Source organism: Streptoalloteichus hindustanus (assembly GCF_900129375.1).
GTDB lineage: Bacteria > Actinomycetota > Actinomycetes > Mycobacteriales > Pseudonocardiaceae > Streptoalloteichus > Streptoalloteichus hindustanus.
Genome location: NZ_FQVN01000006.1, coordinates 540140 through 563981 on the forward strand (window position 1 = coordinate 540140; position 23842 = coordinate 563981).

A 23842-nucleotide genomic window follows, 5' to 3' on the forward strand; every position below is an offset into this window, starting at 1 on the left:
GGCTCGGTCGGGCGCTCGGTCGGGTCTCGTCGTCCACGCGGGTCACGACGCGGCCGCCAGGAGCGGGTTGGGCGTGTCGAGGTACACCGACTGGGCGTCCAGCGGCGCGAGGACCTCGTCGATGCCGCGCAGCCGGGTGAGCAGGTTCGCCTTGCACGGCAGGGTCTCGGCCGTCAGCCAGCGGCGCGCGAGGCGGTCGCCGTCCGGCCCGGCCGCCGCCAGCGCGGGCAGCGCCGCCCGCAGCCGCCCGGCCAGCACGGCGAGCAGCTCGCGCTCGTCGGCGACCCCGTCCACGCCGAGGCAGCCCACGACCGCCAACACCTGGTTGCGCAGCAGGTAGTAGGACAGCCGCTCGTCGACGAGCGCGTCGGGGACGACCGCCAGGGTGGACGCGGCGGACTCCCCGTGCCGGTCGGCCAGCACGCCCAGCACCCGGGGCAGGTGCGACTCGGCCAGGTAGTAGCCCTGGTTGTCGCGGAACGCCCCGCCGAGCACGGCCCCGTCCGGCCCCAGCCGGACCAGCGTGTTCTGCTGGTGCGCCTCCAGTCCGATCCCGGTCGCCGCGTGGAGGTGCAGCATGGGCACGAGCACGCGGTCGGTGTAGTCGGCCATCCACCGCGCGGCGCCACCGCTGCCCATCCCGGTGACGAGCTGGCCGAGCCGGCTGCGGCCGATGCCCGGCCGGGGCGCCACCAGGCCGGCGAGGCACCGCAGGTCGGCGACCCCGTCCGGAACCTCCCGCACCGCCACGTCCAGCCCGGTCACCGCCGGCCCCTCCGGCCGGCCCGGTTCGTCCACCGCCAGCCACGCCGGGTCGCGCACGATCGAGAAGCCCGGGTGCGCCCGCTCGGTCGCCGCGGCGTAGCCCGCGTCGAGCAACCGGTGGATCTCCAGCCCCCGCCGCAGCTCGGTGCGGGTCGACTCCCGCCGCGAGTTGGTGATCCGCAGGCCCAGCGACAGCTTCAGCATCACCGGGGCGTCTGGCCGGTAGACCGTGCGCAGGCTGGACGTCGCCCACCACGGCGGTCCCGCCGGCCCGAGCGGCTCCAGCAGGCCCGCCGCCACCAGCGCCGCGATCCGGGGCCGGGTGAGCAGGTCCCGCGCCTGCCACGGGTGCGCGGGCACGAGCACCCGGCCGTCGGCCGGCAGCCCGGCCAGCTCCGCCAGCAACGCGACGCAGTCCCGGCCGCCCAGCGACGGGGAGCCCGGCACCGCGTCGTGCGACACGACCGAGGGGTCGGCGGCGAACCAGAAGAGCGGGAACGCGGCGCGCGTCTCCGGGGAGAAGCCGGCGGACTCCAGCGCGGAGACGTCGTCGCGGCTCTTCGGCGCCGGGTGGTGCAGGTGGCCGAGCACCAGCGCCTGCTCGGCCTCCAGGAACCCGTCCACCTCCCCGGAGGGGACCGGGTGGGCCGCGCGGTGCGTGAGGAACGCGGTGACCTGGCGCACCGAGTCCGCGACCCGCGCGACCAGGTCGGTGATCTCGGCGGTGTCGATCCCTCCTCCCCGGGCACCGGCCTCGGTCGCCAGGAAGGTCGCGACCATCACCGGGTCGGCGGGAGCTGGCCCCCGCCGCCGGTGGTCGCCGGGGTGCTCGCAGGAGACCGGCCCGAACCGGTGCCAGCCGGTCGGCGAGCTGTGCAGCACCTCCGTCAGCACCGCGCGCCCGACGGTCGGCAGCTCGATCCGCAGCGGGCCCGGCGGCGCCGGCGTGTCGGTCTCGCGCAGCCAGCACCGCAGCAGCGCCTCCAGGTGGGCGTGCTCGGCGGCCTCCCTCGGCGACAGCTCGTGCAGTGGGTCACTCGTCCGGGCGAGCACGCTCACGCCGCCCCCTCCTCGTTCGTCAGGTCGCTGCTCGTCAGGTCGGCGTCCGCCGGGTCGCTGTTCGTGAGGTCGCTGTTCTTCGGATCACTGTCTGTCAGGGAGGTGTCGGTCGCGTGGGCCGACGCGGCCTCCGCCATGACCTCCGGCTCGGCGGGAGCCCCGGGGACGCGCTCGGCCCGGCAGGCGCGCGCCGCCTCCAGCACCGCGTCCACCAGGGCGTCCACGTCCTCGGCGGTCGCGGTCGGGTTCAGCAGGGTGAACTTCAGGCAGACCCGTCGCGGTGAGTCGGGACCGGCGGGGCGCACCGTCGTCCGGCCGACCAGCGCCCGCCCGCTCTCGGCCAGCAGCCGGCGCAGCGCGCCGTTGACCTCGTCGTCCAGCGCCGCGTCGTGGCCGTCCGGGGAGGTGGCGCGGTAGCGGAACACGACGGTGGTCAGCTCGGCAGGGGCGACCAGCTCCAGCTCCGGCTCCGCGCTGATCCGGCGCTGCGCGTGCAGGGCGAGGGCGTGGCACGCGTCCACCATCCGCCCCAGCCCGTGCCTGCCGTGCGCCAGCAGGGTCGCCGCGACCTTCACCGCGTCCGGCCGCCGGGTGGTCTGCAGGCTGCGGCCGAGCAGGCCGTCGTAGCCGGCGGCGGCGTCGTCGGCCGGGTTGAGGTAGGCGACCTCGCGGTCCAACGCGGCGAACGCGGTCGTGTCGGCGGTCAGGAGCACGCTGGCCGCCGCCGGCTGCCAGCCCAGTTTGTGCAGGTCGACCGTGACCGAGTCGGCGAGCTCCAGCCCGGCCAGCCGGTCGGCCAGCCGCTCGGAGAACAGGGCCCCGAAGCCGTAGGCGGCGTCGACGTGCAGCCAGACGCCGTGCTCGGCGGCCACCTCGGCGAGCTGGGGGAGCGGGTCGACCGCGCCGAAGTCCGTGGTGCCCGCCGTGGCCACGACCGCGAGCGGGGTGTGCTTGCCGTCCAGCCGGTGCAGCAGCGCCCGCACCACCTCGGGCCGCATCCGGCCCCGGCCGTCGACCGGGACCGGCCGGACGGCGGACTCGCCGAGGCCCAGCGCCGCGCAGGCCCGGTGCACCGAGAAGTGCGCCAGCTCCGAGCAGAGCACCACCGGTCGGGGCAGCGCCGCCACCCCGTGCCGCCGCACGTCCAGGCCCAGCCGAGTGGCGGCGGCGTCCCTGGCGAGCAGCAGGGCGAGCAGGTTGGACAGGGAGCCGCCGGGGGTCAGCACCCCGTCGGCCCGTTCGCCGAGCCCGGCCAGCCCGGCCAGCGCGGCGACCACCCAGCGCTCCACGGCCAGCGTGGCCGGCCCGGAGTCGTAGGTGTCCAACGAGGCGTTGCCGGCGCTGGCCAGGGCGTCGGCGGCCACCGCGACCGTGAGCGGCGGCGGTTGCAGGTGGGCGGCGGCCAGCGGGTGGGCGAGGTCGACGCCGTGGCCGACGAGCACCCTGGCCAGCCGGTGCAGCGCGGCCTCCTGGCCGATGCCGGTCCTGGGCAGCGCCGGGGGGCCCAGCGCCTCGGCGGCGGAGCGGAGCACGTCGGCCGGGGCGCCGGTGGGCAGCGGGCCGGCCGGCCGGGACGCGGCGAGCGCGGCGCCCACGGCCGAGGCGAACGCGGTGGAGGTCGCGAGCAGGCCCTCGGGGGAGCCGGCCAGCAGGTCGGGGGCGAACCAGGCGGCGGAGCGGGATGGGGCCTGGGCGGTGGGAATCACTGCACCTCCGCTGGGGGCGGAACGGAGTAGTTAGGTAAGGCTTACCTCAGTGACTCTCGTGACAGCTGTCAAGGGGGAAACGCGTGGGGCGGGCGTACGTCACGCGTTCAGGGCGGCGCGGTAGCCTGACCCGCGATCACGGCCGGACGCCTCGCGTCGGCCGGCGTGGCGTCAGGCGGCCGAGGTCGGTTGCGTGAGCACGCGACAATGCAACGGACACCGACGGACCGGCGGGCGTGCCGCCGGCCGTCCCGCGAAACTCAGGAGGGCACGTGTCGCCAGGGCAGATCGCGGCGCTCATCGCAGCGGGCGCCTTCGTGCTGCTGGTGCTGCTGCTGGCGATCCCGCTGATCAAGCTGGGCCGTACCCTCGACGAGGCGACCATCGCCATCCGCAAGGCGCACGAGAACAGCACCCCGTTGTTCACCGAGGCCAACACCACGTTGACCCACGTGAACACCCAGTTGGAGCGGGTCGACGGCATCACGGCGAACGCCCGGGCCGTCACCGGCAACGTCTCCGCGCTGACCTCGCTGTTCACCGCCACCCTCGGCGGACCGCTGGTCAAGGCCGCCGCGCTGTCCTACGGCGTGAGCAAGGCCGTGCGCGCCCGGCGCGCCAGGAAGTCGGGCGCCGACACCGGCGCCGGCCGGACCCGTCGTGGTCGGGGAGGTCGCAAGTGAGCCGGCTGTTCTGGTTCGCCCTCGGCGCGGTCGCGGGCGTGGTGGCCACCAGGAAGGCCACCGAGACCGCGCGCCAGGCCACCCCGGCCGGTATCGCGGCCAACGTCTCGGACGCGCTCCGCGAGCTGGCCGGCGCGGTCGGCTCCTTCGGCGCCGAGGTGCGCGCCGGCATGACGGAGCGGGAGCGGGAGCTGCACCACGTCGTGGAGCGCCGCACCGGCGCCCTGGAGGGCGGCTCGGGCGGCTGGACCCCGCCCGCCGCCCTGCCGTGGGCGGGCAGCGACCTCGGGCAGGACACGACCGCGCGCCGCTCGTCGGCCCGCCGGTCGCCCGGCGCGCGAGCGCGCCGGGCGGGAGGCTGATCCCAGCCCACCCGCAGCGCCGACGTGGGCTCCGCCCACGCCTGAGCGCCGCCGCCTCCCGCCGTCACCCGCCCGCCACAGCCACCGCTGCCGTCGGCCGCAGAGGTACCGTCGACGCAGCCCACCGCGAGGAACACCACCGTGCAGACCCACGAGATCCGCAAGCGCTTCCTTGAGCACTTCGAGCGCAACGGCCACACCGTCGTGCCGAGCGCCTCGCTCATCCTGGACGACCCGAACCTGCTGTTCGTCAACGCCGGGATGGTCCAGTTCAAGCCGTACTTCCTCGGTGAGGCGCCGCCGCCGTACAAGCGCGCGACCAGCATCCAGAAGTGCGTGCGCACCGGCGACATCGAGAATGTCGGCCTCACCACACGGCACAACACGTTCTTCCAGATGGCCGGCAACTTCTCGTTCGGCGACTACTTCAAGGAAGGCGCCATCGAGCTGGCCTGGGAGCTGGTGACCAAGAGCCAGGACGAGGGCGGCTACGGCTTCTCGCCCGACCGCATCTGGGTCACCGTCTACCAGGACGACGACGAGGCCATCGCGCTCTGGAAGAAGATCGCCGGCCTGCCCGAGGAGCGCATCCAGCGCCGCGGCGGCGACGACAACTACTGGGACATGGGCGTGCCCGGCCCCGGCGGCCCGTGCTCGGAGATCTACTACGACCGCGGCCCGGAGTACGGCAGGGACGGCGGCCCCGTCGTCGACGAGGACCGGTACCTGGAGATCTGGAACCTCGTCTTCATGCAGGACGAGCGCGGCGAGCTCAGCCCCAAGAAGGGCCACCCGCCGATCGGCGAGCTGCCGACCAAGAACATCGACACCGGCATGGGCATGGAGCGGGTTGCCTACCTGCTCCAGGGCGTGGACAACGTCTACGAGACCGACCTGGTCCGCCCGGTGATCGCCAGGGCCGAGGAGCTGACCGGCCGCCGGTACGGCGTCAACCCGGAGGACGACGTCCGGTTCCGGGTCATCGCCGACCACGCCCGCAGCGGCGTCATGCTCGTCGGCGACGGCGTCACCCCGGGCAACGAGGCGCGCGGCTACGTGCTGCGCCGGCTGCTGCGCCGCATCGTGCGCTCGGCCAGGCTGCTCGGCACCAGCGAGCCGGTCCTCGGCACGTTCGCCGAGGTCGTGCGGGACGCGATGGGGCCGGCCTACCCCGAGCTGGCGACCGACTTCGAGCGCATCCACCGGGTGGTCACCGCCGAGGAGAACACCTTCCTCCAGACCCTGAGCACCGGCACCAGGATCTTCGACGTCGCGGTGGCCGAGACCAAGTCGGCCGGGCGCAGCCTGCTGACCGGCGACAAGGCGTTCCAGCTCCACGACACCTACGGCTTCCCCATCGACCTCACCCTGGAGATGGCGGCCGAGCAGGGGCTGGCCGTCGACGAGGACGGCTTCCGCAAGCTCATGGCCGAGCAGCGGGCCAGGGCCAAGGCCGACGCGGCGGCCCGCAAGACCGGCCACGGCGACCGGACCGTCTACCGCGAGCTGCTGGAGCAGGGCGCCACCGAGTTCACCGGCTACCAGGAGCTGGCCAGCGAGGCGACGGTGCGCGGCCTGGTCCGCGAGGGCCAGCGCATCCGCTCCGCCGGCGAGGGCGAGATCGTCGAGCTGGTGCTCGACCGCACCCCGCTCTACGCGGAGTCCGGCGGCCAGGAGAGCGACGCCGGCACGATCACCTCGCCGAACGCCGAGCTGGAGGTGCTCGACGTCCAGAAGGTGGCCCGCAAGCTGTGGGTGCACCAGGTGCGGGTGCGCAGCGGCGAGATCGCCGAGGGCCAGCACGTGATCGCCCAGGTCGACCCCGAGTGGCGGGTGGGCGCGCGGCAGGCGCACTCCGGCACGCACGTCGTGCACGCGGCCCTGCGCGAGGTGCTCGGCCCGTCGGCGCTGCAGAGCGGCTCCTACAACAAGCCGGGCTACCTGCGGCTGGACTTCGCGTGGACCTCCGCGCTGTCGGCCGAGACCCGCAGCGAGATCGAGGAGGTGTCCAACCTCGCGGTGCGGCGTGACCTGCCGGTGCGGGTCGTGCACGCCTCGCTGCCCGAGGCCCAGCGGATGGGCGCGCTGGCGCTGTTCGGCGAGACCTACGACGAGACCGTGCGGGTGGTCGAGATCGGCGGCCCGTGGTCGCGGGAGCTGTGCGGTGGCACGCACGTCGACCACTCCTCGCAGATCGGCCCGGTGATGCTGCTCGGCGAGTCGTCGGTGGGCTCGGGCGTGCGCCGCCTGGAGGCCTACGTCGGCATCGAGGCGTTCCGCCACCTGGCCAGGGAGCGGGCGCTGGTGCAGAACATCGCCGGCATGCTCAAGGTGCCCAACGAGGAGCTGCCCGGCCGGATCGAGAGCCTGGTCGAGCGGCTGCGCGCGGCGGAGAAGGAGCTGGAGCGGCTGCGCGCCGCCCAGCTGCTGTCGAACGTGGGCGGGCTCGCCGACGCCGCCGAGGACGTGCGCGGCACCGCGCTGGTCGCCACCGCCCTGCCGGACGGCGTCGGCGGCAACGACCTGCGCCAGGTGGCCACCGAGGTGCGCAACCGGCTGGGCGGCCGGCCCGGCGTGGTCGCGCTCTTCTCGGCCGACCCGGCCGCCGGCAAGGTGAACTTCGTCGTGGCCACCACCCCGGCGGCGCGCGAGGCCGGGCTGGCCGCCGGCAAGCTCGTGCCCAGCTTCGCCGCCGAGGTCGGCGGCCGGGGCGGTGGCAAGCCGGACATGGCCCAGGGCGGCGGCACCAACCCCGCGGGCGTGCCGGGCGCCATCGTCGCCCTGCGCGCCGCCCTTGAGGGGACGGCAGGGGCGTGAGTCGCCCGTCGCCGGGCCGTCAGCCCGACCGCCCGGGGGCGGACGACCCCGGGCGGGGCCGGCGGCTCGGCGTGGACGTCGGGGCGGTGCGCGTCGGGGTGGCGCTGAGCGATCCCGCCCCGCTGCTCGCCAGCCCGCTGGTTACCCTGGCCAGGGACGAGGCGGCGGGCGCCGACCTGGACGCGCTGGCCGCGCTCGTGGCCGAGCACGAGGTGGTCGAGGTGGTGGTGGGCCTGCCCAGGACGCTCGCCGGTCGCCACGGCCCGGCGGCCGAGGCCGCGGTCGGCTACGCCGACGCCCTCGCCGCCCGGGTGGCCCCGGTGCCCGTGCGCCTGGCCGACGAGCGGCTCACCACGGTGTCCGCCACCCGGATGCTCAGCGACCGCGGGGTGCGGGGCCGGCGGCAGCGGGCGGTCGTCGACCAGGCCGCCGCGGTGGAGATCCTGCAGTCCTGGTTGGACGCGCGGAAGGGCGGCTCGTGACCGACGACCTCGGACTGTTCGCCGACACCACGGACGACGCCGGCGCCGGGAGCGCCGAGGACCCGGCGGCGCGCGGCCGCGGCAAGCGGCGGCGGATCACCACCATCGCGGTCGCCGTCGCCGGTCTGCTGATCATCGCCGGCGGCGGCTGGTACGCGATGTCGCTGTTCGGCGGCTTCGGCGGGTACGAGGACTTCGAGGGCGCGGGCGAGCAGGACGTCGTGGTCCGGGTCGAGAACGGCGACCTGCTGGCCAAGATCGGCAACCGACTGACCCAGCAGGGCGTGGTGGGCAGCGTGAAGGCGTTCACCAAGGCCGCGGAGAAGAACGCCAAGGCCAGCGGTGTCCAGGCCGGTTACTACGTGCTGAAGACGAAGATGTCCGGCGAGGCCGCCGTGACCCGCCTGGTCGACCCGAAGGCGCGGGTCGGCGCCTTCGAGGTCCGGGGCGGCCAGCAGCTCGACGACACGACCGACAACGCCGGCAAGATCTACGAGGGCATCCTCACCAAGATCTCCAAGGCGAGCTGCGCCACCCTGAACGGCAAGGAGACCTGCGTCCCGGTCGACCAGCTCAGGGCGGCCGCCGAGCAGGCGGACCCGGCGTCGCTGGGGGTGCCGGGTTGGGCGCTGCCGAGCGTGGCCAAGGCGGAGCCGAAGCGCCGGCTGGAGGGCCTGGTCGTCCCCGGCAACTACGACGTCAAGCCCGGCTCCGACGCGGAGGAGCTGCTGCGCGAGGTGCTGAAGATCTCGTCGCTGCGGTTGCAGGCCGCCGGGCTGCCGGACAGCACCGCCGACAGCGGGTTCAGCCCGTACGAGGTGTTGGTGATGGCGTCGTTGGTGGAGCGCGAGGCCCTCACCAAGGACTTCGGCAAGGTCGGCAGGGTCATCTACAACCGGCTCGCCGAGAACCACAAGCTGGAATTCGACTCGACCGTGAACTACCTGCTGTTCAAGCAGCACATCGCGACCGACGACAATGCCCGGCGCCAGCAGAGCCCGTACAACACGTACGAGTCGAGGGGCCTGCCGCCGACCCCGATCTCCGCGCCCAGCAAGCAGGCGATCGAGGCGGCCACCAAGCCGGAGCCCGGCAAGTGGTTCTACTTCGTGGCGTGCGAGAAGGACGGCACCACCTGCTTCGCCGTGACCTACCCCGAGCAGCAGGAGAACGAGCGGAAGGCCCGGGCGAACGGGGTGTTCTGAGCCCCGCCCGCGTTCCCGGCGTCGATGACGGGAAAGCCGCCGGGAACGCGGCCGGGCGTTCTCCCCGCTGTTCCCGTGAATTCCCCGAGCGCTCCCGGGCGCGTTTCTGGCCGGTATAGGGTGGGAATGTGACGTCTCGGCGGGCGGCGGTCCTCGGATCGCCGATCGAGCACTCCCTGTCCCCAGTGCTGCACCGCGCGGCCTACGCGGCCCTGGGTTTGGACGACTGGGGCTACGACCGGGTCGAGTGCGACGACGCGCGGCTGCCCTCGCTGCTGGCCTCCCTCGGCCCCGAGTGGGTCGGGCTCTCCGTCACCATGCCTGGCAAGCGCGTCGCCCTGGCCTCGGCCGACGAGGCGACCGAGCGCGCGGTCGTCGTGGCCGCCGCGAACACCCTGGTCCGGCTGCCCGACGGCGGCTGGCGGGCGGACTGCACGGACATCGACGGAGTGGTGGGCGCGTTGCGCGCGGCCGGCGGCTACCAGGGCGAACCCGGCGGCTCCGCCCTCCTGCTGGGCGCGGGCGGCACCGCGTTGGCGGCCCTGGCCGGGCTCGCCGAGCTGGGCGTGGCCGACGTGCGGCTCGTCGTGCGCGACCCCGCCAGGGCCGGCGACGCGCTGGCCTGCGCGGAGCGCCTCGGGCTGCGCGCGGAGGCGCTGCGCTGGGCCGACGTCGACCTCGGCGAGCTCGCCGCGCGGGCCGACGTCGCGGTCAGCACCGTGCCGGCCGGCGTCGCCGACGCCGAGGCCGCGCGGCTCGCCGCCGCGCCGTGCGTGTTGGACGTGGTCTACCACCCGTGGCCGACGCCGCTGGCCACGGCGGTGGCGGCCCGTGGCGGCCGCCTGGCCACCGGGCTGGACATGTTGTTGCACCAGGCGTTCGGCCAGGTCGAGCAGTTCACGGGCCGGAGCGCGCCGAGGGCGGCGATGCGGGACGCACTGCGCTCCGCGACCGGCGACGTGCTGCCGCTCCCGCTCGACTGAGCTCGACTGACGCGGCGCCTGCCGTCCGAGCCTCGGCCGGTGGTCCCGACGAAGAACGGGGTCCCACCGTCCGGTCGGGGGCTCGGACGGTGGGACCCCGTGACCCGGCCGGAGCCGGGTTCTCGGTGGAGTCGCCTGTTCAGCTCGCGTCGAGGTCGGTCGCGATGAGCGCGGCGACCGCCTCCAGCGCGGTCTCGGCGCCCTCGCCCTCGGCGGTGAGCACGACCTCGTCGCCGTGCATCGCGCCCAGCGTCATCAGCCCCAGGACGCTGGCCGCCTCCACCGGCTGGCCGCCCTCCTTGCGGATGGTGACCTTGACCGACTGCTCGGCGGCGGTCCTGGCCAGCATCGCGGCGGGCCGGGCGTGCAGGCCGACCTTGCTGGCGACGACGACCCGTCGTTCCGGCATGGTGTTCCTCTCTCCTACGGTCGGGTGATGACGCTCAGGCCCTGGTGGCCCGGGTCGTCCGAGTGGTCTGGGCGGTCGTCTCGCCGGTGGTCTCCGCGTCGGTCGCGGTCGTGTCCTCCTCGCGGCCCGGCGTGCGCAAGTTCCACTTCGTGATGACGAACCGGAACACGACGTAGTAGATGAGCGCGTAGCCGAGCCCGATCGGGATGACCAGCCAGGAGTTCTTCGAGATGCCCCAGTTCAGCACGTAGTCGATCGCGCCGGCGGAGAACGTGAAGCCGGTGTGGACGTCCAGCGCGTTCATCAGCGCGTGCGAGGTGCCGGTCAGGAAGGCGTGGATGAAGTACAGCGGCCACGCCACGAACATGAACGAGAACTCCAGCGGCTCGGTCACGCCGGTGAGGAACGAGGTCAGCGCGGCGGAGAGCATGATGCCGCCGACGACCTTCTTCTGCCGCGGCCGCGCGCACTGCCAGATCGCCAGGGCGGCGGCGGGCAGGGCGAACATGAAGATCGGGAAGAAGCCGGTCTGGAAGGCGCCGGCGTCCGGGTCGTGGGCCTTGATGAACCGGTTGATGTCGCCCTTCTCGCCGCCGAACTCGCCGAAGACGAACCACACGAAGGTGTTGATGATGTGGTGCAGGCCGAACGGCAGCAGCAGCCGGTTGATCACGCCGTAGGCGGCGCCGCCGATCACGGCGCTGCCGGTGATCGCCTCGCCGATGGCGGTGATGCCCGAGTCGAACAGCGGGAACAGCAGGCCGAGCACGACGCCCAGCACGACCATGGTCGCGGCGGTGATGATCGGCACGAACCGGCGGCCGCCGAAGAACGCCAGGTACGGCGGCAGCTTCACGCGGTGGTACCGCTGCCAGAGCTGCGCGGCGACGAGGCCGGCGATCAGGCCGGTCAGCACGCCGAAGGGCCACTTCTGCGGCATGACGCCGACCGCGTCGGGGATCGCGGTCGCGCCGGGCTTGCCGGGAACCGGCTGCGGGTCGAAGATCATGACGACCCGGCTCAGCACCAGGTAGCCGACGACGGCGGCCAACGCCGTCGAGCCGTCGGACTTGCGGGCGAAGCCGATCGCGACACCGACCGCGAACAGCAGCGGCAGGTAGTCGAACAGCACGCCGCCCGCGCCGCCGACGATCTCGGCGACCTTGAGCCGCCGCAACACCTCGAAGCGGCCGAGCAGGTCGTCCTGACCGAGGCGGAGCAGCAGGCCGGCCGCGGGCAACGCGGCGATCGGCAGCATCAGGCTTCGGCCGAGCCGTTGGAGGACGGCAAGGCCCTTGATGTCACGTGCTCCCGCCGGATTGGCGCTCGCGCTCATCGGGAACCTCCCTTGGCGGGGTGGGGACCGGAACCCGGGACGTTCCGGTCCAGGTGCATGGTCACCTGGTAGAGATCGCCCCGGTACCAGGACGTCATGTCCTCGACGGGCTCGCCGTGGGCGCTGGCCACCCGCCGGAAGGCGAGCAGCGGGCAGCCGGGGCGCACGTCGAGCAGTCGCGCGGTCGCCGGGTCGGCGGTCTCGGCCCACACCGTCTGCCGGCCGTTGTCGAGCACGACGCCGTACTCCCGGGCCAACAGGGTGTAGAGCGAGCCGGTCAGGTCGTGGCTCAGCAGGTCGGGTACCCGCGGCGGCGAGTACCAGCCCCGCTCCACCGAGATCGGGGTGCCGTCGGCCGTGCGCAGGCGCTCCAGCCGGTACGCGCGGTGCCCGACGGGGAGCGCGAGCGCCGCGGCGGTGTCCGGGGGCGGTACCCGCTCCTCGGCGAGCAGCACGGCGGTGCCGGGCTCCATCCCGCGCTGCCGCATATCCTCGGTGAACGACTCCAGGTAGAGCTGGGCGTCGACCCGGGGGCGCGCGGTGAAGGTGCCCTTGCCCCGGACCCTCGTCAGCAGGCCGTCGGCGACCAGCTGGCCGATGGCCTCACGCACGGTGAGCCGCGACACTCCGTACCGGATGGCGAGCTCGCGTTCGGAGGGGACCGGTGAGCCGGGGGGCAGCTCCTCCTCGGCGAGCCGGCGCAGGATCTCGCGGAGCTGGGCGTGCTTGGGGGTGGGGCCGTCCAGCAGTCGGCGGGCGGTGGGACGAACGGAGTCCGGGGACCCCGTCGCCGGGCGTGCCTGGTCGGGCACGGCGCACCTCCCTGTGCCGCTGGCCTGCGTGGATCTGGTCCTGGTCGGGTGGGGCGGTGGGTCGGCCGCCCCCGTGGTCACCGGGCCTCCGCCATTGGTACGGTCCGGTCTAAACCAGTTTGCGCCCGGCAGGATGCGCTTCTACTCGAACGGGTGTCAACTACGGGCCCGCGGAGGTTGGCCGAGCCGTAACCTGCCGGCGTTCGACCTGATACCGGGCGTGACCAGCCGGAGCAACCGGTTGCTCCGGCGCAGGACTTCCAGGAGGACCCAGGTGGCAGACAAGGCGGCGGCGATCCTCGCCGGTCTCGGCGGCGCGGACAACATCGAGGAGATCGAGGCCTGCATCACCCGGCTGCGGTGCGAGGTGCGGGACGGGACGCTCGTGGACCAGGCGGCGCTGAAGGCGGCCGGCGCGCACGGCGTGATGCAGCAGGGGACCGTGGTCCAGGTCGTCGTGGGCCCGGAGGCGGACACCCTGGCCGAGGACATCGAGGACCTGCGGTGACGTTGCGCGTCCTGAGCCCGGTCGCGGGCACGGTGGTCCCGCTGTCCGAGGTGCCCGACCCGGTGTTCGCGCAGGCCATGGTGGGTCCGGGGCTCGCGGTCGACCCGGACCGGACGGCGGGCGACGCGGTCGCCCCGGTCGACGGCACCGTCGTGACGCTGCACCCGCACGCGTTCGTGGTGGCGACCGAGGGCGGCGCGGCGGTGCTGGTGCACCTGGGCATCGACACCGTCCAGCTCAAGGGCGAGGGCTTCACCCTGCACGTGGTCAAGGGCGAGGCCGTCCGCGCCGGCCAGCGGGTGGTGAGCTGGGACCCGGCGGCCGTCGAGGCCGGCGGCAAGTCCCCGGTCTGCCCGGTGGTCGCGCTGGACGCCCAGGCCGAGGCCCTGGTCGAGGTGCGGGAGAGTGGCCCGGTCGCGGCGGGCGAACCGCTGTTCACCTGGCAGCGCTGAGCGCACTCCGCACCGCGCTGTCGCGCGGTGGAACGAGATCGACGCCGAGGTGGTTCTCCCGTCGGTGAGCCACCTCGGCGTCGGCCTGCCCTGGCGGATTCTCGCTCGGTGGGGCCTTCTGAATCGATCCGTGGTGTCGTCAGAACCAGGGTGAGCCCGCCGATCGGGCCAGGTGTGGTGGCGGATTCGCTGGACACGCGGCCGCGAGCCCGGATGAGCCTCGAACACCGGCAGACGGGCGGCACGCTGCCCGCATGACCGACGTGCTGTGGTTCTGGGTCCTGGTGGCGCTCCTGGTTGGCGCGGGCGTGCTCGCCGGGGCCGCTGGAAGGGTTCTCCTGGGCCGCCTGCCGCGGGGCGTCCCCGTCCGGCCGCCGTGGTGCGAACTCGCCGTCGGCGGGCTCACCACCGTGGTCGGGAGCCGAGCCGCGCTCGGCCTGCTGCCGCTGTGGTGGGTCGCCGTCCCGGCCGCGCTCGGCTGGCTCGCGGTGCTGCTCACGGCCGCGGACCTGGCCCGTCGCCGACTGCCCGACGCGCTGACGCTGCCCGCCTACCCGGTGGCGGCGGCACTGCTCGCGATCGCCGCCCTGACTGGCCCGGGCGGTGTGCTCGGTTGGCGGGCGTTCGGGGGCGCGGTGGTCTTCGGCGCGGCGCACGCCCTGGTCCGGCTCGTGGCTCCCCGGGCGATGGGCGCGGGGGACGTGAAGCTGGCCGGTGTGCTCGGCGCGGTCCTGGCCGCGGTGGACTGGGCCGCCCTGCTCGTCGGGGCGCTCCTCGCGAACCTCGGGACAGTCGTCCTCGCGGGCGCGTCCGCGCTGTCGCGCGGCGCGCGCTCCCGGGATGGTCCGGCCAGTGCCCGGGACCGCGGCGTTCCCCACGGCCCGGGTCTGCTCATCGCCGCCTGGCTCGTCGCCGCGTTCCCCGGAACGCTTCTCGGGGACGTGTTTCTCGGAGACGTCGTCTTCCCAGGTGGCGGAATGCCCGGGTGGTGACACTCCGGGGGCGGACCGGGCCCCGCCGCATGGCAGGATCGGGGCGTGCTGCGCTGGATGACCGCTGGTGAGTCGCACGGGCCGGCCCTGGTCGCCGTGTTGGAGGGCTTGGTCGCCGGGGTCGAGGTGACGAGCGCGGACGTGGCCACCCAGTTGGCCCGCCGTCGGCTCGGCCACGGCCGGGGCGCCCGGATGAAGTTCGAGGCCGACGAGGTCGACTTCCTCGGCGGCGTGCGGCACGGGCGCACCCAGGGCGGTCCGGTGGCGTTGCGCGTGGGCAACAGCGAGTGGCCGAGGTGGGAGAAGGTCATGTCTCCCGACCCGGTCGACCCGGCCGAGGTGGCCGGCCTGTCCCGCAACGCGCCGCTGACCCGGCCCCGGCCGGGCCACGCCGACCTGCCGGGCATGCAGAAGTACGGCTTCGCCGACGCCCGGCCGGTGTTGGAGCGCGCGAGCGCCAGGGAGACCGCGGCGCGCACCGCGCTCGGCGCGGTGGCCAGGGCGTTCCTGCGGCAGGCCCTCGACGTCGAGGTGCTCAGCCACGTGGTGTCGATCGGGGAGGTGGACGCTCCGCGCGACGCGGTGCTGCCCGGCCCCGGCGACCTCGCCGCGATCGACGAGAGCCCGGTCCGCTGCTTCGACCAGGGCGCCAGCGAGGCGATGGTGGCCGAGGTGGACGCGGCGAAGAAGGACGGCGACACCCTCGGCGGCGTGGTCGAGGTGCTGGCCTACGGCCTGCCGCCGGGTCTCGGCTCGCACGTGCACTGGGACCGCCGGCTCGACGCCCGGCTCGCCGGCGCCCTCATGGGCATCCAGGCGATCAAGGGGGTCGAGGTCGGCGACGGCTTCACCACCGCGCGCCGGCGGGGCAGCCAGGCCCACGACGAGATCGAGCCGGCGGGCGGGGTCACCGGGGTGACCCGGCGCTCCAACCGGGCCGGCGGTCTGGAGGGCGGCATCACCAACGGCGAGCCGCTGCGGGTGCGGGTGGCGATGAAGCCGATCTCGACCGTGCCGCGCGCTTTGTCCACTGTGGACACCGCGACCGGTGAGCCGGCGGTGGCGATCAGCCAGCGCTCGGACGCGTGCGCGGTGCCCGCCGCCGGCGTGGTCGCCGAGGCGGTGGTGGCGCTGGTGCTGGCCGACGCGGTGCTGGAGAAGTTCGGCGGCGACTCGCTCGCCGAGACCCGGCGCAACGCGGAGTCCTACCTCGCGGCGCTGGTGGCCGGGCGCGCGGCGTCCACTGTGGACAGTGAGTCGTCCTCTCCGGAGGCCGGTCGATGACTCCGGTGGTCGTCCTGGTCGGCCCGCCGGGGTCGGGCAAGACCACCATCGGCACGCTGCTCGCCGAGCGGCTCGGCGTCGCCTTCCGCGACACCGACGCCGACGTCGAGCGGGCGGCGGGCCGGACCGTCGCGGAGATCTTCACCGAGGACGGCGAGCCGGTGTTCCGGGACATGGAGGAGCGGGCCGTGGCGACCGCGCTGGTCGAGCACGACGGCGTGCTCGCCCTCGGCGGCGGCGCGGTCCTGTCCGCCGAGACCCGGCGTCGGCTGGCCGGCCACCGGGTCGCCTTCCTCAGCGTGGGTCTGGCCGAGGGCGTGCGCCGCACCGGGCTGTCCACCGCCCGGCCGCTGCTGGCCGGGGTGAACCCCAGGGCCACGTTCCGGACGTTGCTGGAGGCCCGCCTCCCGCTCTACCGCGAGGTGGCCACCGTCGAGGTGGACACCGACGGGCGGGAACCCGCCGAGGTGGCCGAGTCGGTGCTGGCCGGGCTGCCGGCCAGGTGACCGGCGGCGGCCCTCCCGCCCCCCGGTCGGGGGACGTCTGGTGGGATGGGGAGCTGTCGGGCGGGAAGAGCGAGGGGATCGGGATGTCCGAACCGGTGCGCATCAGGGTGGCCGCCGAGCGGCCCTACGACGTGGTGGTCGGGCGGGGCCTGCTCGGCGAGCTGGTCGAGACGCTGAAGGGCGTCCCGACCGCCGCGATCATGCACCAGCCCACGCTGGCCGCCACCGCGGAGGCGGTGCGCGAGGAGCTGGCCAACGCCGGCGTGGACGCCCACCGGGTGGAGGTCCCGGACGCCGAGGACGGCAAGAGCCTGGCGGTGGCCGGCTTCTGCTGGGAGGTGCTCGGCCGGATCGGCATGGACCGCACCGGCGTCGTGATCTCGCTCGGCGGCGGCGCCGTGACCGACCTCGCCGGTTTCGTGGCGGGCACCTGGATGCGCGGCGTGCGCGTGGTGCACGTGCCGACCACGCTGCTGGCCATGGTCGACGCCGCGGTCGGTGGCAAGGCCGGCATCAACACCGACGCCGGCAAGAACCTGGTCGGCGTGTTCCACGAGCCCACCGCGGTGCTGGTCGACCTCGCGACGCTGGAGTCGCTGCCCCGCAACGAGCTCGTCGCGGGCATGGCCGAGGTGGTCAAGGCCGGCTTCATCGCCGACCCGCGCATCCTGGAGCTGGTCGAGGCCGACCCGGAGCGGGCGCTGGACCCGACCGGCGACGTGCTCGGCGAGCTGGTGTGCCGCGCCATCCAGGTCAAGGCCGACGTCGTCTCGGCCGACCTGCGCGAGTCGCACCTGCGCGAGGTGCTCAACTACGGCCACACGCTGGCGCACGCCATCGAGCGGCGCGAGCGGTACCGGTGGCGGCACGGCGCGGCGGTGAGCGTCGGCCTGGTGTTCGCCGCCGAGCTGGCCAGGGCGGCCGGCCGCCTGGACGACGGGACGGCGGACCGTCACCGCGCGGTGCTGTCCGCGCTCGGGCTGCCGACCACCTACGACGCCGACGCGTTGCCCCAGCTCATGGAGGGCATGCGCAGCGACAAGAAGAACCGGTCCGGCGTGCTGCGGTTCGTCGTGCTGGACGGCCTGGCCAAGCCGGGCCGGCTGGAGGGGCCGGACCCGACGTTGATCGCCGCCGCCTACTCGGCGGTGGCCGGCGGCGGCACCGGCGGTGGCGGGACCATCCTGCTCTGAGGACCATCCTGCTCTGGGCGGGGCGTGAGCCGAGGGGAGTGCTCTGGTGAAGGTGCTGGTGCTCAACGGGCCGAACCTGGGCCGGCTCGGCACGCGGGAGCCCGAGATCTACGGCAGCACGACGCACGCCGACCTCGTGGCGCTGTGCGAGCGGACCGCCGACGAGCTCGGCGTCGAGGTCGAGGTGCGGCAGACTGACCACGAGGGCGAGCTGCTGGGCTGGCTGCACGAGGCGGCCGACCAGCGGCTGCCCGTCGTCCTCAACGCCGCCGCGTGGACGCACTACTCGGTCGCGGTCCGCGACGCGTGCGCCATGCTCACCGCGCCGCTGGTCGAGGTGCACATCTCGAACGTCCACCGGCGCGAGGAGTTCCGGCACCACAGCCTGATCTCGGCCGTGGCCTCCGGGGTGATCGTCGGCCTCGGCGTCACCGGCTACGCGCTCGCGCTCCGCTGGCTGAAGGACGTCACGGCGACCACCAGCGAGTGATCCCCTGTTGGGGTGAGTGCGAGCGGACCAACCCGCGCGCTCTGCCGTCCTTGTCGGCGGCAGGGCGAGGAGCGTGACGAAGCACCGGCCGCAACTCCCCCACTCGGGTGATCGGGGGTCCCTAGACTGACAGGGCCCGGGCGGCATCGGCTCCCGGGTCCCGGCGCCCGCCGGGACACCAGAGCTGACGGAGGACCAGACACACGATGCGCAAGCCGCGCCGAGCCCCGCGTGCTGTCGGTCCGCTGCTCGGCGTCGTGTTGCTCACCGCGTGCGGCAACGCCGACGGGGCGCCGCAGCAGGAGCCCTCGTCGTCGCCGTCCTCGTCGAGCCGGCCCAGCGCGTCGAAGAAGCCGGAGCGGCCGGCGGCGACCGTGTCCCTGCAGGTCGACCGGACGCGCCAGAGCTCCGGCGTGGTGGCCTCGGGCGGGCAGAGCGCGCCGTACAACTACGGGCCCACCGTCCTGCAGGAGGGCGGGCGGTACCGCGTGTGGTGGTGCAGCCAGCTCCCGGGCGCGGGACCGGCCGGCGACGACGTGCTCCACGCCGAGTCCACCAGCCCGGACGGCCCGTTCGCGGCCGCCGGCGGAGCGCCGGCCGTGCCGGTGTTCAGCGGCAGCGGCGGCGGCTTCGACGGGATGCACACCTGCGACCCGTCGGTGATCAAGGTCGACGGGACCTACTACCTCTACTACACGGGCGCCGCCAGCGACGACCACGCGCACGGCAACGCCATCGGCGTGGCGAGCAGCCCGGACGGGCTCACCTGGACCCGGCTCGCCAACGGCCAGCCCATCGTGACCCCGGCCGAGGACACAGTCCGGAAGAACGCCTACGGCGCCGGGCAGCCCTCCGCGCTGTACCTGGACGGCTGGTTCTACCTGATGTTCACCGACACCAGCGCGAAGGGCGCGGGCTGGAACGGCGCCGGCCAGTTCGTGCTGCGGGCGAAGGACCCGGCGTTCCGGACCGAGGTCCAGGCGCTGGGCGAGACCGGGTTCGCCGGCGTGGGCTCGACGAGGACGCCCCGCGCCCGCTCGATCGTCGACGCGTTCAGCGCGGACTGGATGTGGGTGGACGCGCTCGACGCCTTCGCGATCGCCCACCAGACCGAGCAGGGCACCACGATCACCTTCTGGGACCGCGACTTCACCCGGCACCCCTACCAGCCGCTGGTGATCAGGGGGCCGTGGCGGGAGGGGCCCGGGCTGGTGCGCCGCCCCGACGGCCACGCCCCGGTATCGCGGGAGGACCCCTGCGGCCGGGTGCCGATCGACGTCCTGCGGGCCACCCGCACCGTCTCGGTGCCCCAGGAGGTGCCCACCGACCTGGCCCGCTTCGGGCTGGACGTGCACGGCGTGAACGCCTGCCGCGAGCGCGGCCGGGCGGCGGAGGTGCTGGAGGGGTTCGCGGTCCCGTCCCCCGAGCGGACCGTGGACCTGGTCGTGGGCGGCGCGTTCGTGCGGGTCGAGCGGCGCAGCGTGGCCGCCACCCTGGCCGTCCGGATCCTCGACCACCGCCCGCCGGCCCTGGAGGAGCTGCCGGTGACGGCCCGGATGTCGGCCGGCGTTCCCGCGGTGCGCGCTCCCGGCCGCCCGCTGGGCATGCTGCTCGACGACGGCCGGCTGTGGCTGGTGGGCTCGGACCAGGTGGCCGCGTTGAACTCCTCGCCGGTCAGCGAGGTCAGCGAGGAGCGGTGGCGGCAGTACCCGACCGCGCCGAACCTCGCGGCGCAGCGGTGACGACACCGCGCTGGGCGGCCGGCGACTCCGCCACCGGCGCGGTCCCGAAATCGGTCCCAGTCCCGAAATCGGTCCCGGTCCCGAAATCGGTCTCTGGCTCGGACTCGACCTTGCCGTGGCCTCGGGCGGGCGTCGGCCACGCCCGAGGCCACGCGCTCAGCTCGTGATGTCCTTGGTCGCGAACCGCCGACCGGCCAGCAGGAGGAAGACCGCGGCGTAGGCGACGGCGGAGAAGGCGCCCCGCGCCATGTCGGTCCAGTCGACCTCGGCGGTCAGCACGTCCGACCACGCGAACGAGTAGTGCGTGGGCAGGTAGACCCGCAGGTCGCCGAGGGCGGTGATGGAGTCGAGGATCTGCGACAGGATCGACGCCAGCACCGCGCCCCCGACCGCGCCCAGCGGCGCGTCGGTCGACACGCTGAGCAGCAGCGCCAGTCCGGCCACCCAGCTCAGGTGCACCGCGAGGTAGGCGACCGCGACCGCCAGCCGGAACACGGCGGTGCCGAAGGGCAGCGCCTCCCCGGTCGGCGTGGCCAGCTCGCCGACGCCGTACCAGAGCGCGCCGGCGCCGAGCGCGACCAGCGGCAGCAGCACCAGCCCGAGCAGCGACAGCACCCCCGAGACGACGGCCTTCTGCCGCAGCAGCCGGTGCCGGGGCACCGGGATCGCCAGCAGGTACTTCAGGCTCGACCACGACGCCTCGCTGGCGACGGTGTCGCCGAAGAACAGCGCCACGACCACGACGAACAGGAAGCTCGCCGAGGCGAACAACGCGAAGGACACGAAGTTCGCGCCGCTCGCGGTGGCCAGGTCGACCAGGCCCCCCGAGCGCCGGTTGCGGTCGTCCGCGCCCAGCTCGAAGGCCGCGAGCAGCAGCAGCGGCAGCGCCGCGAGGAGCCCCAGCGCGACCTGCGTGCGTCGCCGGCGGAGCTGTCGGGCCAGCTCCACCCGCAGCCGCAACGTGTGCCGCGCCCGGTAGCCGGGCGTGGCCCCGTCCGGCCCGGGTTCGCCCCCGCCCGGCTCCGGCAGCTCGGGCAGCACGTACCCGGCGTGGCCCTCGCTCATTCCACCGCCTCCTCTCCGACGAGCTGGAGGAACGCGTCCTCCAGCCGACGGCGTGGTCCCACCTGGTCCACGGCGACGCCGGCGGCGACCAGCGCCGCCACCGCGGCCGACCGCGGCAGGTCGCCGAGGTCGGCGTGCACGACCTGGCCGTCGGGCGTCACCGTGCCCACGCCGACCAGCCCGCGCAGCGCGTCGGCCGCCAGCTCCGGGTCGTCGACCCGGAACGCGACCTCGCCGCCCGCCACGATCTCGCCGACCTCGCCCACCGCGACGAGCCGGCCGTGGTGCATCACCACCACGTGGCTGCACGTCTGCTCCACCTCGGCGAGCAGGTGGCTCGACACCACGACGGTCCGCCCGGTGGCCGCGTAGCGCCGCAGCACCTCGCGCATGTGGTGGATCTGGGGCGGGTCCAGCCCGTTGGTGGGCTCGTCGAGCACCAGCAGGTCCGGCAGGCCGAGCATGGCCTGGGCGATCGCCAGTCGCTGCCGCATGCCCTGGCTGTAGGTGCCGACCCTGCGGTGCACCGCCCTGCCGAGGCCGGCGATCTCCAGCGCCTCCTCGGCGCGGGCCTGCTCGGCCGGCCGGCCGGTGGCCGCCCAGTACAGCCGCAGGTTGTCCATGCCGGACAGGTGCGGCAGGAAGCCGGTGCGCTCGACGAACACGCCGATGCGGGACAACACGGGCACGCCGGGCAGCACCCGGTGGCCGAACACCCTGATCTCGCCGGTGGAGGGCCGCACCAGGCCCATCAGCATGCGCAGGGTCGTGGTCTTGCCGGCGCCGTTCGGGCCGAGCAGGCCCAGCACCTGGCCGCGCTCGACCCGGAACGACAGCCCGTCGACCGCCTTGAGGCCGCCGCGGTAGGACTTGCTCAGGTCCCTGATCACCAGCGGGACGTCGGTCAGCTCCTCGTCGACGTTGTCCAGGTGCCGGCGCCGCACCGCGCCCCCCAGCGAGACCAGCACGACGACCGCGAGCACGACCCCGACACCCAGCAGCGGGACGGCGGGCGTGCCGTTGCCCGCCGCGCGCCGGCCCGGCACGGTCGGCACCGAGAGCTGCCCATCGCCGGCGAGCTCGACGCGGTGCACGGCGGGTGCGGTCGGCCCGGCGTAGCCCTGGTCGGTGGTGCTGACCGCGACCTGCAACCGGTGCCCCGCCTCCACCGGGCGCACCACGCCGGGCAGCGTCACCGTGACCTCGACCGGGGCGCCGTCCGCCGGCAGCCCGCCCACGCGGACCGGGGCGACGGCGTTGCCCGGCAGCGTGCGCCGCCCGTCCGGCGCGACGTCGTAGAGCTTGACGAACAGCACGGCCTCGCCGGTCGTGGGCTGGCCGGGGACGGCGGAGACCCGCAGCCGCACGCGGGACGACCCGGTCACGAGCACCTGCGCGTCGACGGGCTCGCTGGTGAACAGCGCGGTCTGCCCCGGCACGTCGACGGCGAGCCCGCCGGCCAGGGCGGCGGCCCCGGAGCCGGAGCCGGACAACCGCGACCCCAGCCCGGGCAGCGAGCTGATCGCCGCGGGGTTGCCGCCGGGCGGGTTGAGCACGGTCTGCGCCGGGCCGCGCAGCCCGACGGACCGGCGCTCCACCTCGTCGTCGCCCGCGCCGGCCCCCTCCAGTCCTGGGTACCGGTCCGCCACCGCCGTGCGGATCGTCGGTCCCCCGCTGCGGAACGCGCCCTGCACGGCGTACTCGAAGCCCTCGCCGGGGTCGGGGCCGGTGCGGCGGAGGTGGAACGTGAACCAGTCGGCGATCTGCCGGCGCACCGACGGCCCCGGGTTGCCGCCGTCGTGGCCGCCGCTGTACCAGACGGTCTTCACCGTCCCGCCGGCCGCGGTGATCTGCCGGGCGGTCGCGTCCGACTGGTCGAGGCCGAAGAGGGTGTCCTGCTCGCCCTGCACGAGCAGGGTGGGCGCCTTGATCCGCTCGGTGACGCTGGCCGGGGAGGACCGGCGCAGCAGCTCCACGGTGGCGGCGCTGGCCCGGCCGGTCGTGGTGACCTCGACGTAGGCCTGGCAGACCTCGGGCCGGAACCGGCCGCAGGTGGCCGGCCCCTGCTGACCGGGCTGCTGGCCAGGCTGACCGGGCTGACCGGGCTGGGGACCGCCGGGTCGGTCGGAGCGCGTCCCCCGCGGGTTCGGCCCGGTCGTCGGGCTCGGCTCACCCGTCCTCGGCTGCCCGGGCTCGGGCGCCTCGCCCTTCGGCGCGGTGGAGCCGCCGGGGCCGAGGCCGGCGGCGAAGAACAGGCCGGCCCAGCCGCGCTTGAACACGCCGTCGGCGGCGAACGCTCCGGCGGCCGGCGACCTGGGGGTGAGCTTGCCGGTGGTCCCCGCGTTGGGCAGCAGCGCCTGGCCGAGGTCGTTGTAGGTGATCACGGGCGCGAGCGCGTCGACCCTCGGGTCCACGCCGGCCAGCAGGAGGGCCAGCGCGCCGCCGTAGGACCCGCCGGTCACGCCGACCCTCGGGTCGCCGGGGGCGTCGGTGGTGACCTCGGGTTGCCGGGAGAGCCAGTCCAGCACCTGCTGGGCGTCGACGACCTCGTAGTCGGGGGAGTTCAGCGCGATCTGGCCGGTGGAGCGGCCGAAGCCGCGCGCCGAGTAGGCGAGGGCGACGAACCCCCGCTCGGCCAGCTCCCTGGCCTCCGCGGCGACCGCGTCCTTGTCGCCGCCGAAGCCGTGCGCCACGAGCACGGCGGGGGCTGGGGTGCGCTGGGGGAGGTAGAAGGTGGCGTCGAGCTGGACCGGCTGGTCCCGGCCGGGGCCGTCGGCGACGTCGATCCGCAGGTCGCGGGTGCGGACCGGGGGTGGTCCGCCGCCGGAGCGGGTCCACACCACGACGCCGGCCAGGCCGGCCAGCAGGACGACGACCGCGACCAGGGCGAGCGTCCGGCGGCTGCGGGGGGAGGGGGCCACACGATCGACGGTAGGCGACCACGCCCCGTCGTGGGGCACCAGCCCGCCCGAGCGGCCCGACCTGCGCCTC

The 23842-nt window shown here is 74.8% G+C and carries 21 protein-coding genes; 14 read left to right on the forward strand and 7 right to left on the reverse strand.

Annotated elements, in window-relative coordinates:
* Nucleotides 1-42 precede the first annotated feature (42 nt).
* Together BUE43_RS21295 and BUE43_RS21300 are read right to left on the reverse strand one after the other, a co-directional pair.
* Nucleotides 43-1824, reverse strand: a complete 1782-nt coding sequence (locus tag BUE43_RS21295) for an IucA/IucC family protein (RefSeq protein WP_073485864.1) — start codon at nt 1822-1824, stop codon at nt 43-45.
* Entirely contained in the window at nt 1821-3530 is a 1710-nt protein-coding gene (locus BUE43_RS21300) for a pyridoxal phosphate-dependent decarboxylase family protein (RefSeq protein WP_200797613.1), read from the reverse strand. The genes BUE43_RS21295 and BUE43_RS21300 overlap by 4 nt, the downstream gene beginning before the upstream one ends.
* A gap of 272 nt (nt 3531-3802) precedes the next feature.
* Here BUE43_RS21300 and BUE43_RS21305 point away from each other — a divergent pair, with 272 nt between their 5' ends.
* The 6 genes from BUE43_RS21305 to BUE43_RS21330 all read left to right on the forward strand — a co-directional run bounded on the left by BUE43_RS21305 (nt 3803) and on the right by BUE43_RS21330 (nt 10062).
* Nucleotides 3803-4213: a DUF948 domain-containing protein gene (locus tag BUE43_RS21305; RefSeq protein ID WP_073485867.1), complete on the forward strand. Its 411-nt coding sequence runs from the start codon at nt 3803-3805 to the stop codon at nt 4211-4213.
* Nucleotides 4210-4575, forward strand: coding sequence for a hypothetical protein (locus BUE43_RS21310; protein ID WP_073485869.1), 366 nt, complete (start codon nt 4210-4212; stop codon nt 4573-4575). Before BUE43_RS21305 ends, BUE43_RS21310 begins: the two co-directional genes overlap by 4 nt.
* Before the next feature lie 141 nt (nt 4576-4716).
* Nucleotides 4717-7392, forward strand: coding sequence for an alanine--tRNA ligase (alaS, locus tag BUE43_RS21315; RefSeq protein WP_073485871.1), 2676 nt, complete (start codon nt 4717-4719; stop codon nt 7390-7392).
* Nucleotides 7389-7874: a Holliday junction resolvase RuvX gene (ruvX, locus tag BUE43_RS21320; protein WP_073485873.1), complete on the forward strand. Its 486-nt coding sequence runs from the start codon at nt 7389-7391 to the stop codon at nt 7872-7874. Before alaS ends, ruvX begins: the two co-directional genes overlap by 4 nt.
* On the forward strand, nt 7871-9079 hold the full coding sequence (locus BUE43_RS21325) for an endolytic transglycosylase MltG (RefSeq protein ID WP_073485876.1): 1209 nt from the start codon (nt 7871-7873) through the stop codon (nt 9077-9079). The genes ruvX and BUE43_RS21325 overlap by 4 nt, the downstream gene beginning before the upstream one ends.
* 128 nt (nt 9080-9207) lie before the next feature.
* Nucleotides 9208-10062 carry a shikimate dehydrogenase gene (locus BUE43_RS21330; protein ID WP_073485878.1) on the forward strand — a complete coding sequence of 285 codons (855 nt, stop codon included), beginning with the start codon at nt 9208-9210 and terminating at the stop codon, nt 10060-10062.
* Nucleotides 10063-10201: 139 nt separating this feature from the next.
* Here the strand turns inward: BUE43_RS21330 and BUE43_RS21335 are convergent, their stop codons facing one another.
* From BUE43_RS21335 to BUE43_RS21345, 3 genes are read right to left on the reverse strand one after another with little or no spacing between them, the layout of a single operon-like run.
* Nucleotides 10202-10471: an HPr family phosphocarrier protein gene (locus tag BUE43_RS21335; RefSeq protein ID WP_073485880.1), complete on the reverse strand. Its 270-nt coding sequence runs from the start codon at nt 10469-10471 to the stop codon at nt 10202-10204.
* 34 nt (nt 10472-10505) lie between these two features.
* Nucleotides 10506-11807, reverse strand: a complete 1302-nt coding sequence (locus tag BUE43_RS21340) for a PTS transporter subunit EIIC (RefSeq protein ID WP_073485882.1) — start codon at nt 11805-11807, stop codon at nt 10506-10508.
* Nucleotides 11804-12556, reverse strand: a complete 753-nt coding sequence (locus BUE43_RS21345; protein WP_407697136.1) for a GntR family transcriptional regulator — start codon at nt 12554-12556, stop codon at nt 11804-11806. Before BUE43_RS21345 ends, BUE43_RS21340 begins: the two co-directional genes overlap by 4 nt.
* Nucleotides 12557-12893: 337 nt before the next feature.
* On the opposite strand from BUE43_RS21345, the gene BUE43_RS35270 reads away from it, so the two are divergent.
* The 8 genes from BUE43_RS35270 (at nt 12894) to BUE43_RS21385 (ending at nt 19786) form a co-directional block, all read left to right on the forward strand.
* The gene (locus BUE43_RS35270) at nt 12894-13127 is read left to right on the forward strand and encodes a PTS sugar transporter subunit IIB (protein ID WP_073485887.1); all 234 of its coding nucleotides are present in this window, start codon (nt 12894-12896) and stop codon (nt 13125-13127) included.
* Nucleotides 13124-13579 (forward strand): PTS sugar transporter subunit IIA, encoded by a 456-nt coding sequence (locus BUE43_RS21355; RefSeq protein WP_073485889.1) that lies wholly within the window; start codon nt 13124-13126, stop codon nt 13577-13579. The genes BUE43_RS35270 and BUE43_RS21355 overlap by 4 nt, the downstream gene beginning before the upstream one ends.
* Nucleotides 13580-13833: 254 nt before the next feature.
* A complete protein-coding gene (locus BUE43_RS21360) occupies nt 13834-14571 on the forward strand; it encodes a prepilin peptidase (RefSeq protein ID WP_073485891.1) in 738 nt (245 codons plus the stop codon).
* A gap of 45 nt (nt 14572-14616) precedes the next feature.
* A complete protein-coding gene (aroC, locus tag BUE43_RS21365; protein WP_073485894.1) occupies nt 14617-15855 on the forward strand; it encodes a chorismate synthase in 1239 nt (412 codons plus the stop codon).
* A complete protein-coding gene (locus tag BUE43_RS21370; RefSeq protein ID WP_073485896.1) occupies nt 15852-16361 on the forward strand; it encodes a shikimate kinase in 510 nt (169 codons plus the stop codon). The genes aroC and BUE43_RS21370 overlap by 4 nt, the downstream gene beginning before the upstream one ends.
* A gap of 83 nt (nt 16362-16444) precedes the next feature.
* Entirely contained in the window at nt 16445-17554 is a 1110-nt protein-coding gene (gene aroB, locus BUE43_RS21375; RefSeq protein WP_073486205.1) for a 3-dehydroquinate synthase, read from the forward strand.
* A 46-nt stretch (nt 17555-17600) separates the two neighbouring features.
* Nucleotides 17601-18044 carry a type II 3-dehydroquinate dehydratase gene (gene aroQ / locus BUE43_RS21380; RefSeq protein WP_073485898.1) on the forward strand — a complete coding sequence of 148 codons (444 nt, stop codon included), beginning with the start codon at nt 17601-17603 and terminating at the stop codon, nt 18042-18044.
* Nucleotides 18045-18250: 206 nt separating this feature from the next.
* Nucleotides 18251-19786, forward strand: coding sequence for a glycoside hydrolase family protein (locus BUE43_RS21385; RefSeq protein WP_073485900.1), 1536 nt, complete (start codon nt 18251-18253; stop codon nt 19784-19786).
* A gap of 156 nt (nt 19787-19942) precedes the next feature.
* Here the strand turns inward: BUE43_RS21385 and BUE43_RS21390 are convergent, their stop codons facing one another.
* Together BUE43_RS21390 and BUE43_RS21395 are read right to left on the reverse strand one after the other, a co-directional pair.
* Nucleotides 19943-20851 (reverse strand): ABC transporter permease, encoded by a 909-nt coding sequence (locus BUE43_RS21390; RefSeq protein WP_073485902.1) that lies wholly within the window; start codon nt 20849-20851, stop codon nt 19943-19945.
* A complete protein-coding gene (locus BUE43_RS21395) occupies nt 20848-23772 on the reverse strand; it encodes an alpha/beta fold hydrolase (RefSeq protein ID WP_073485905.1) in 2925 nt (974 codons plus the stop codon). The genes BUE43_RS21390 and BUE43_RS21395 overlap by 4 nt, the downstream gene beginning before the upstream one ends.
* Between the last annotated feature and the right edge of the window lie 70 nt (nt 23773-23842).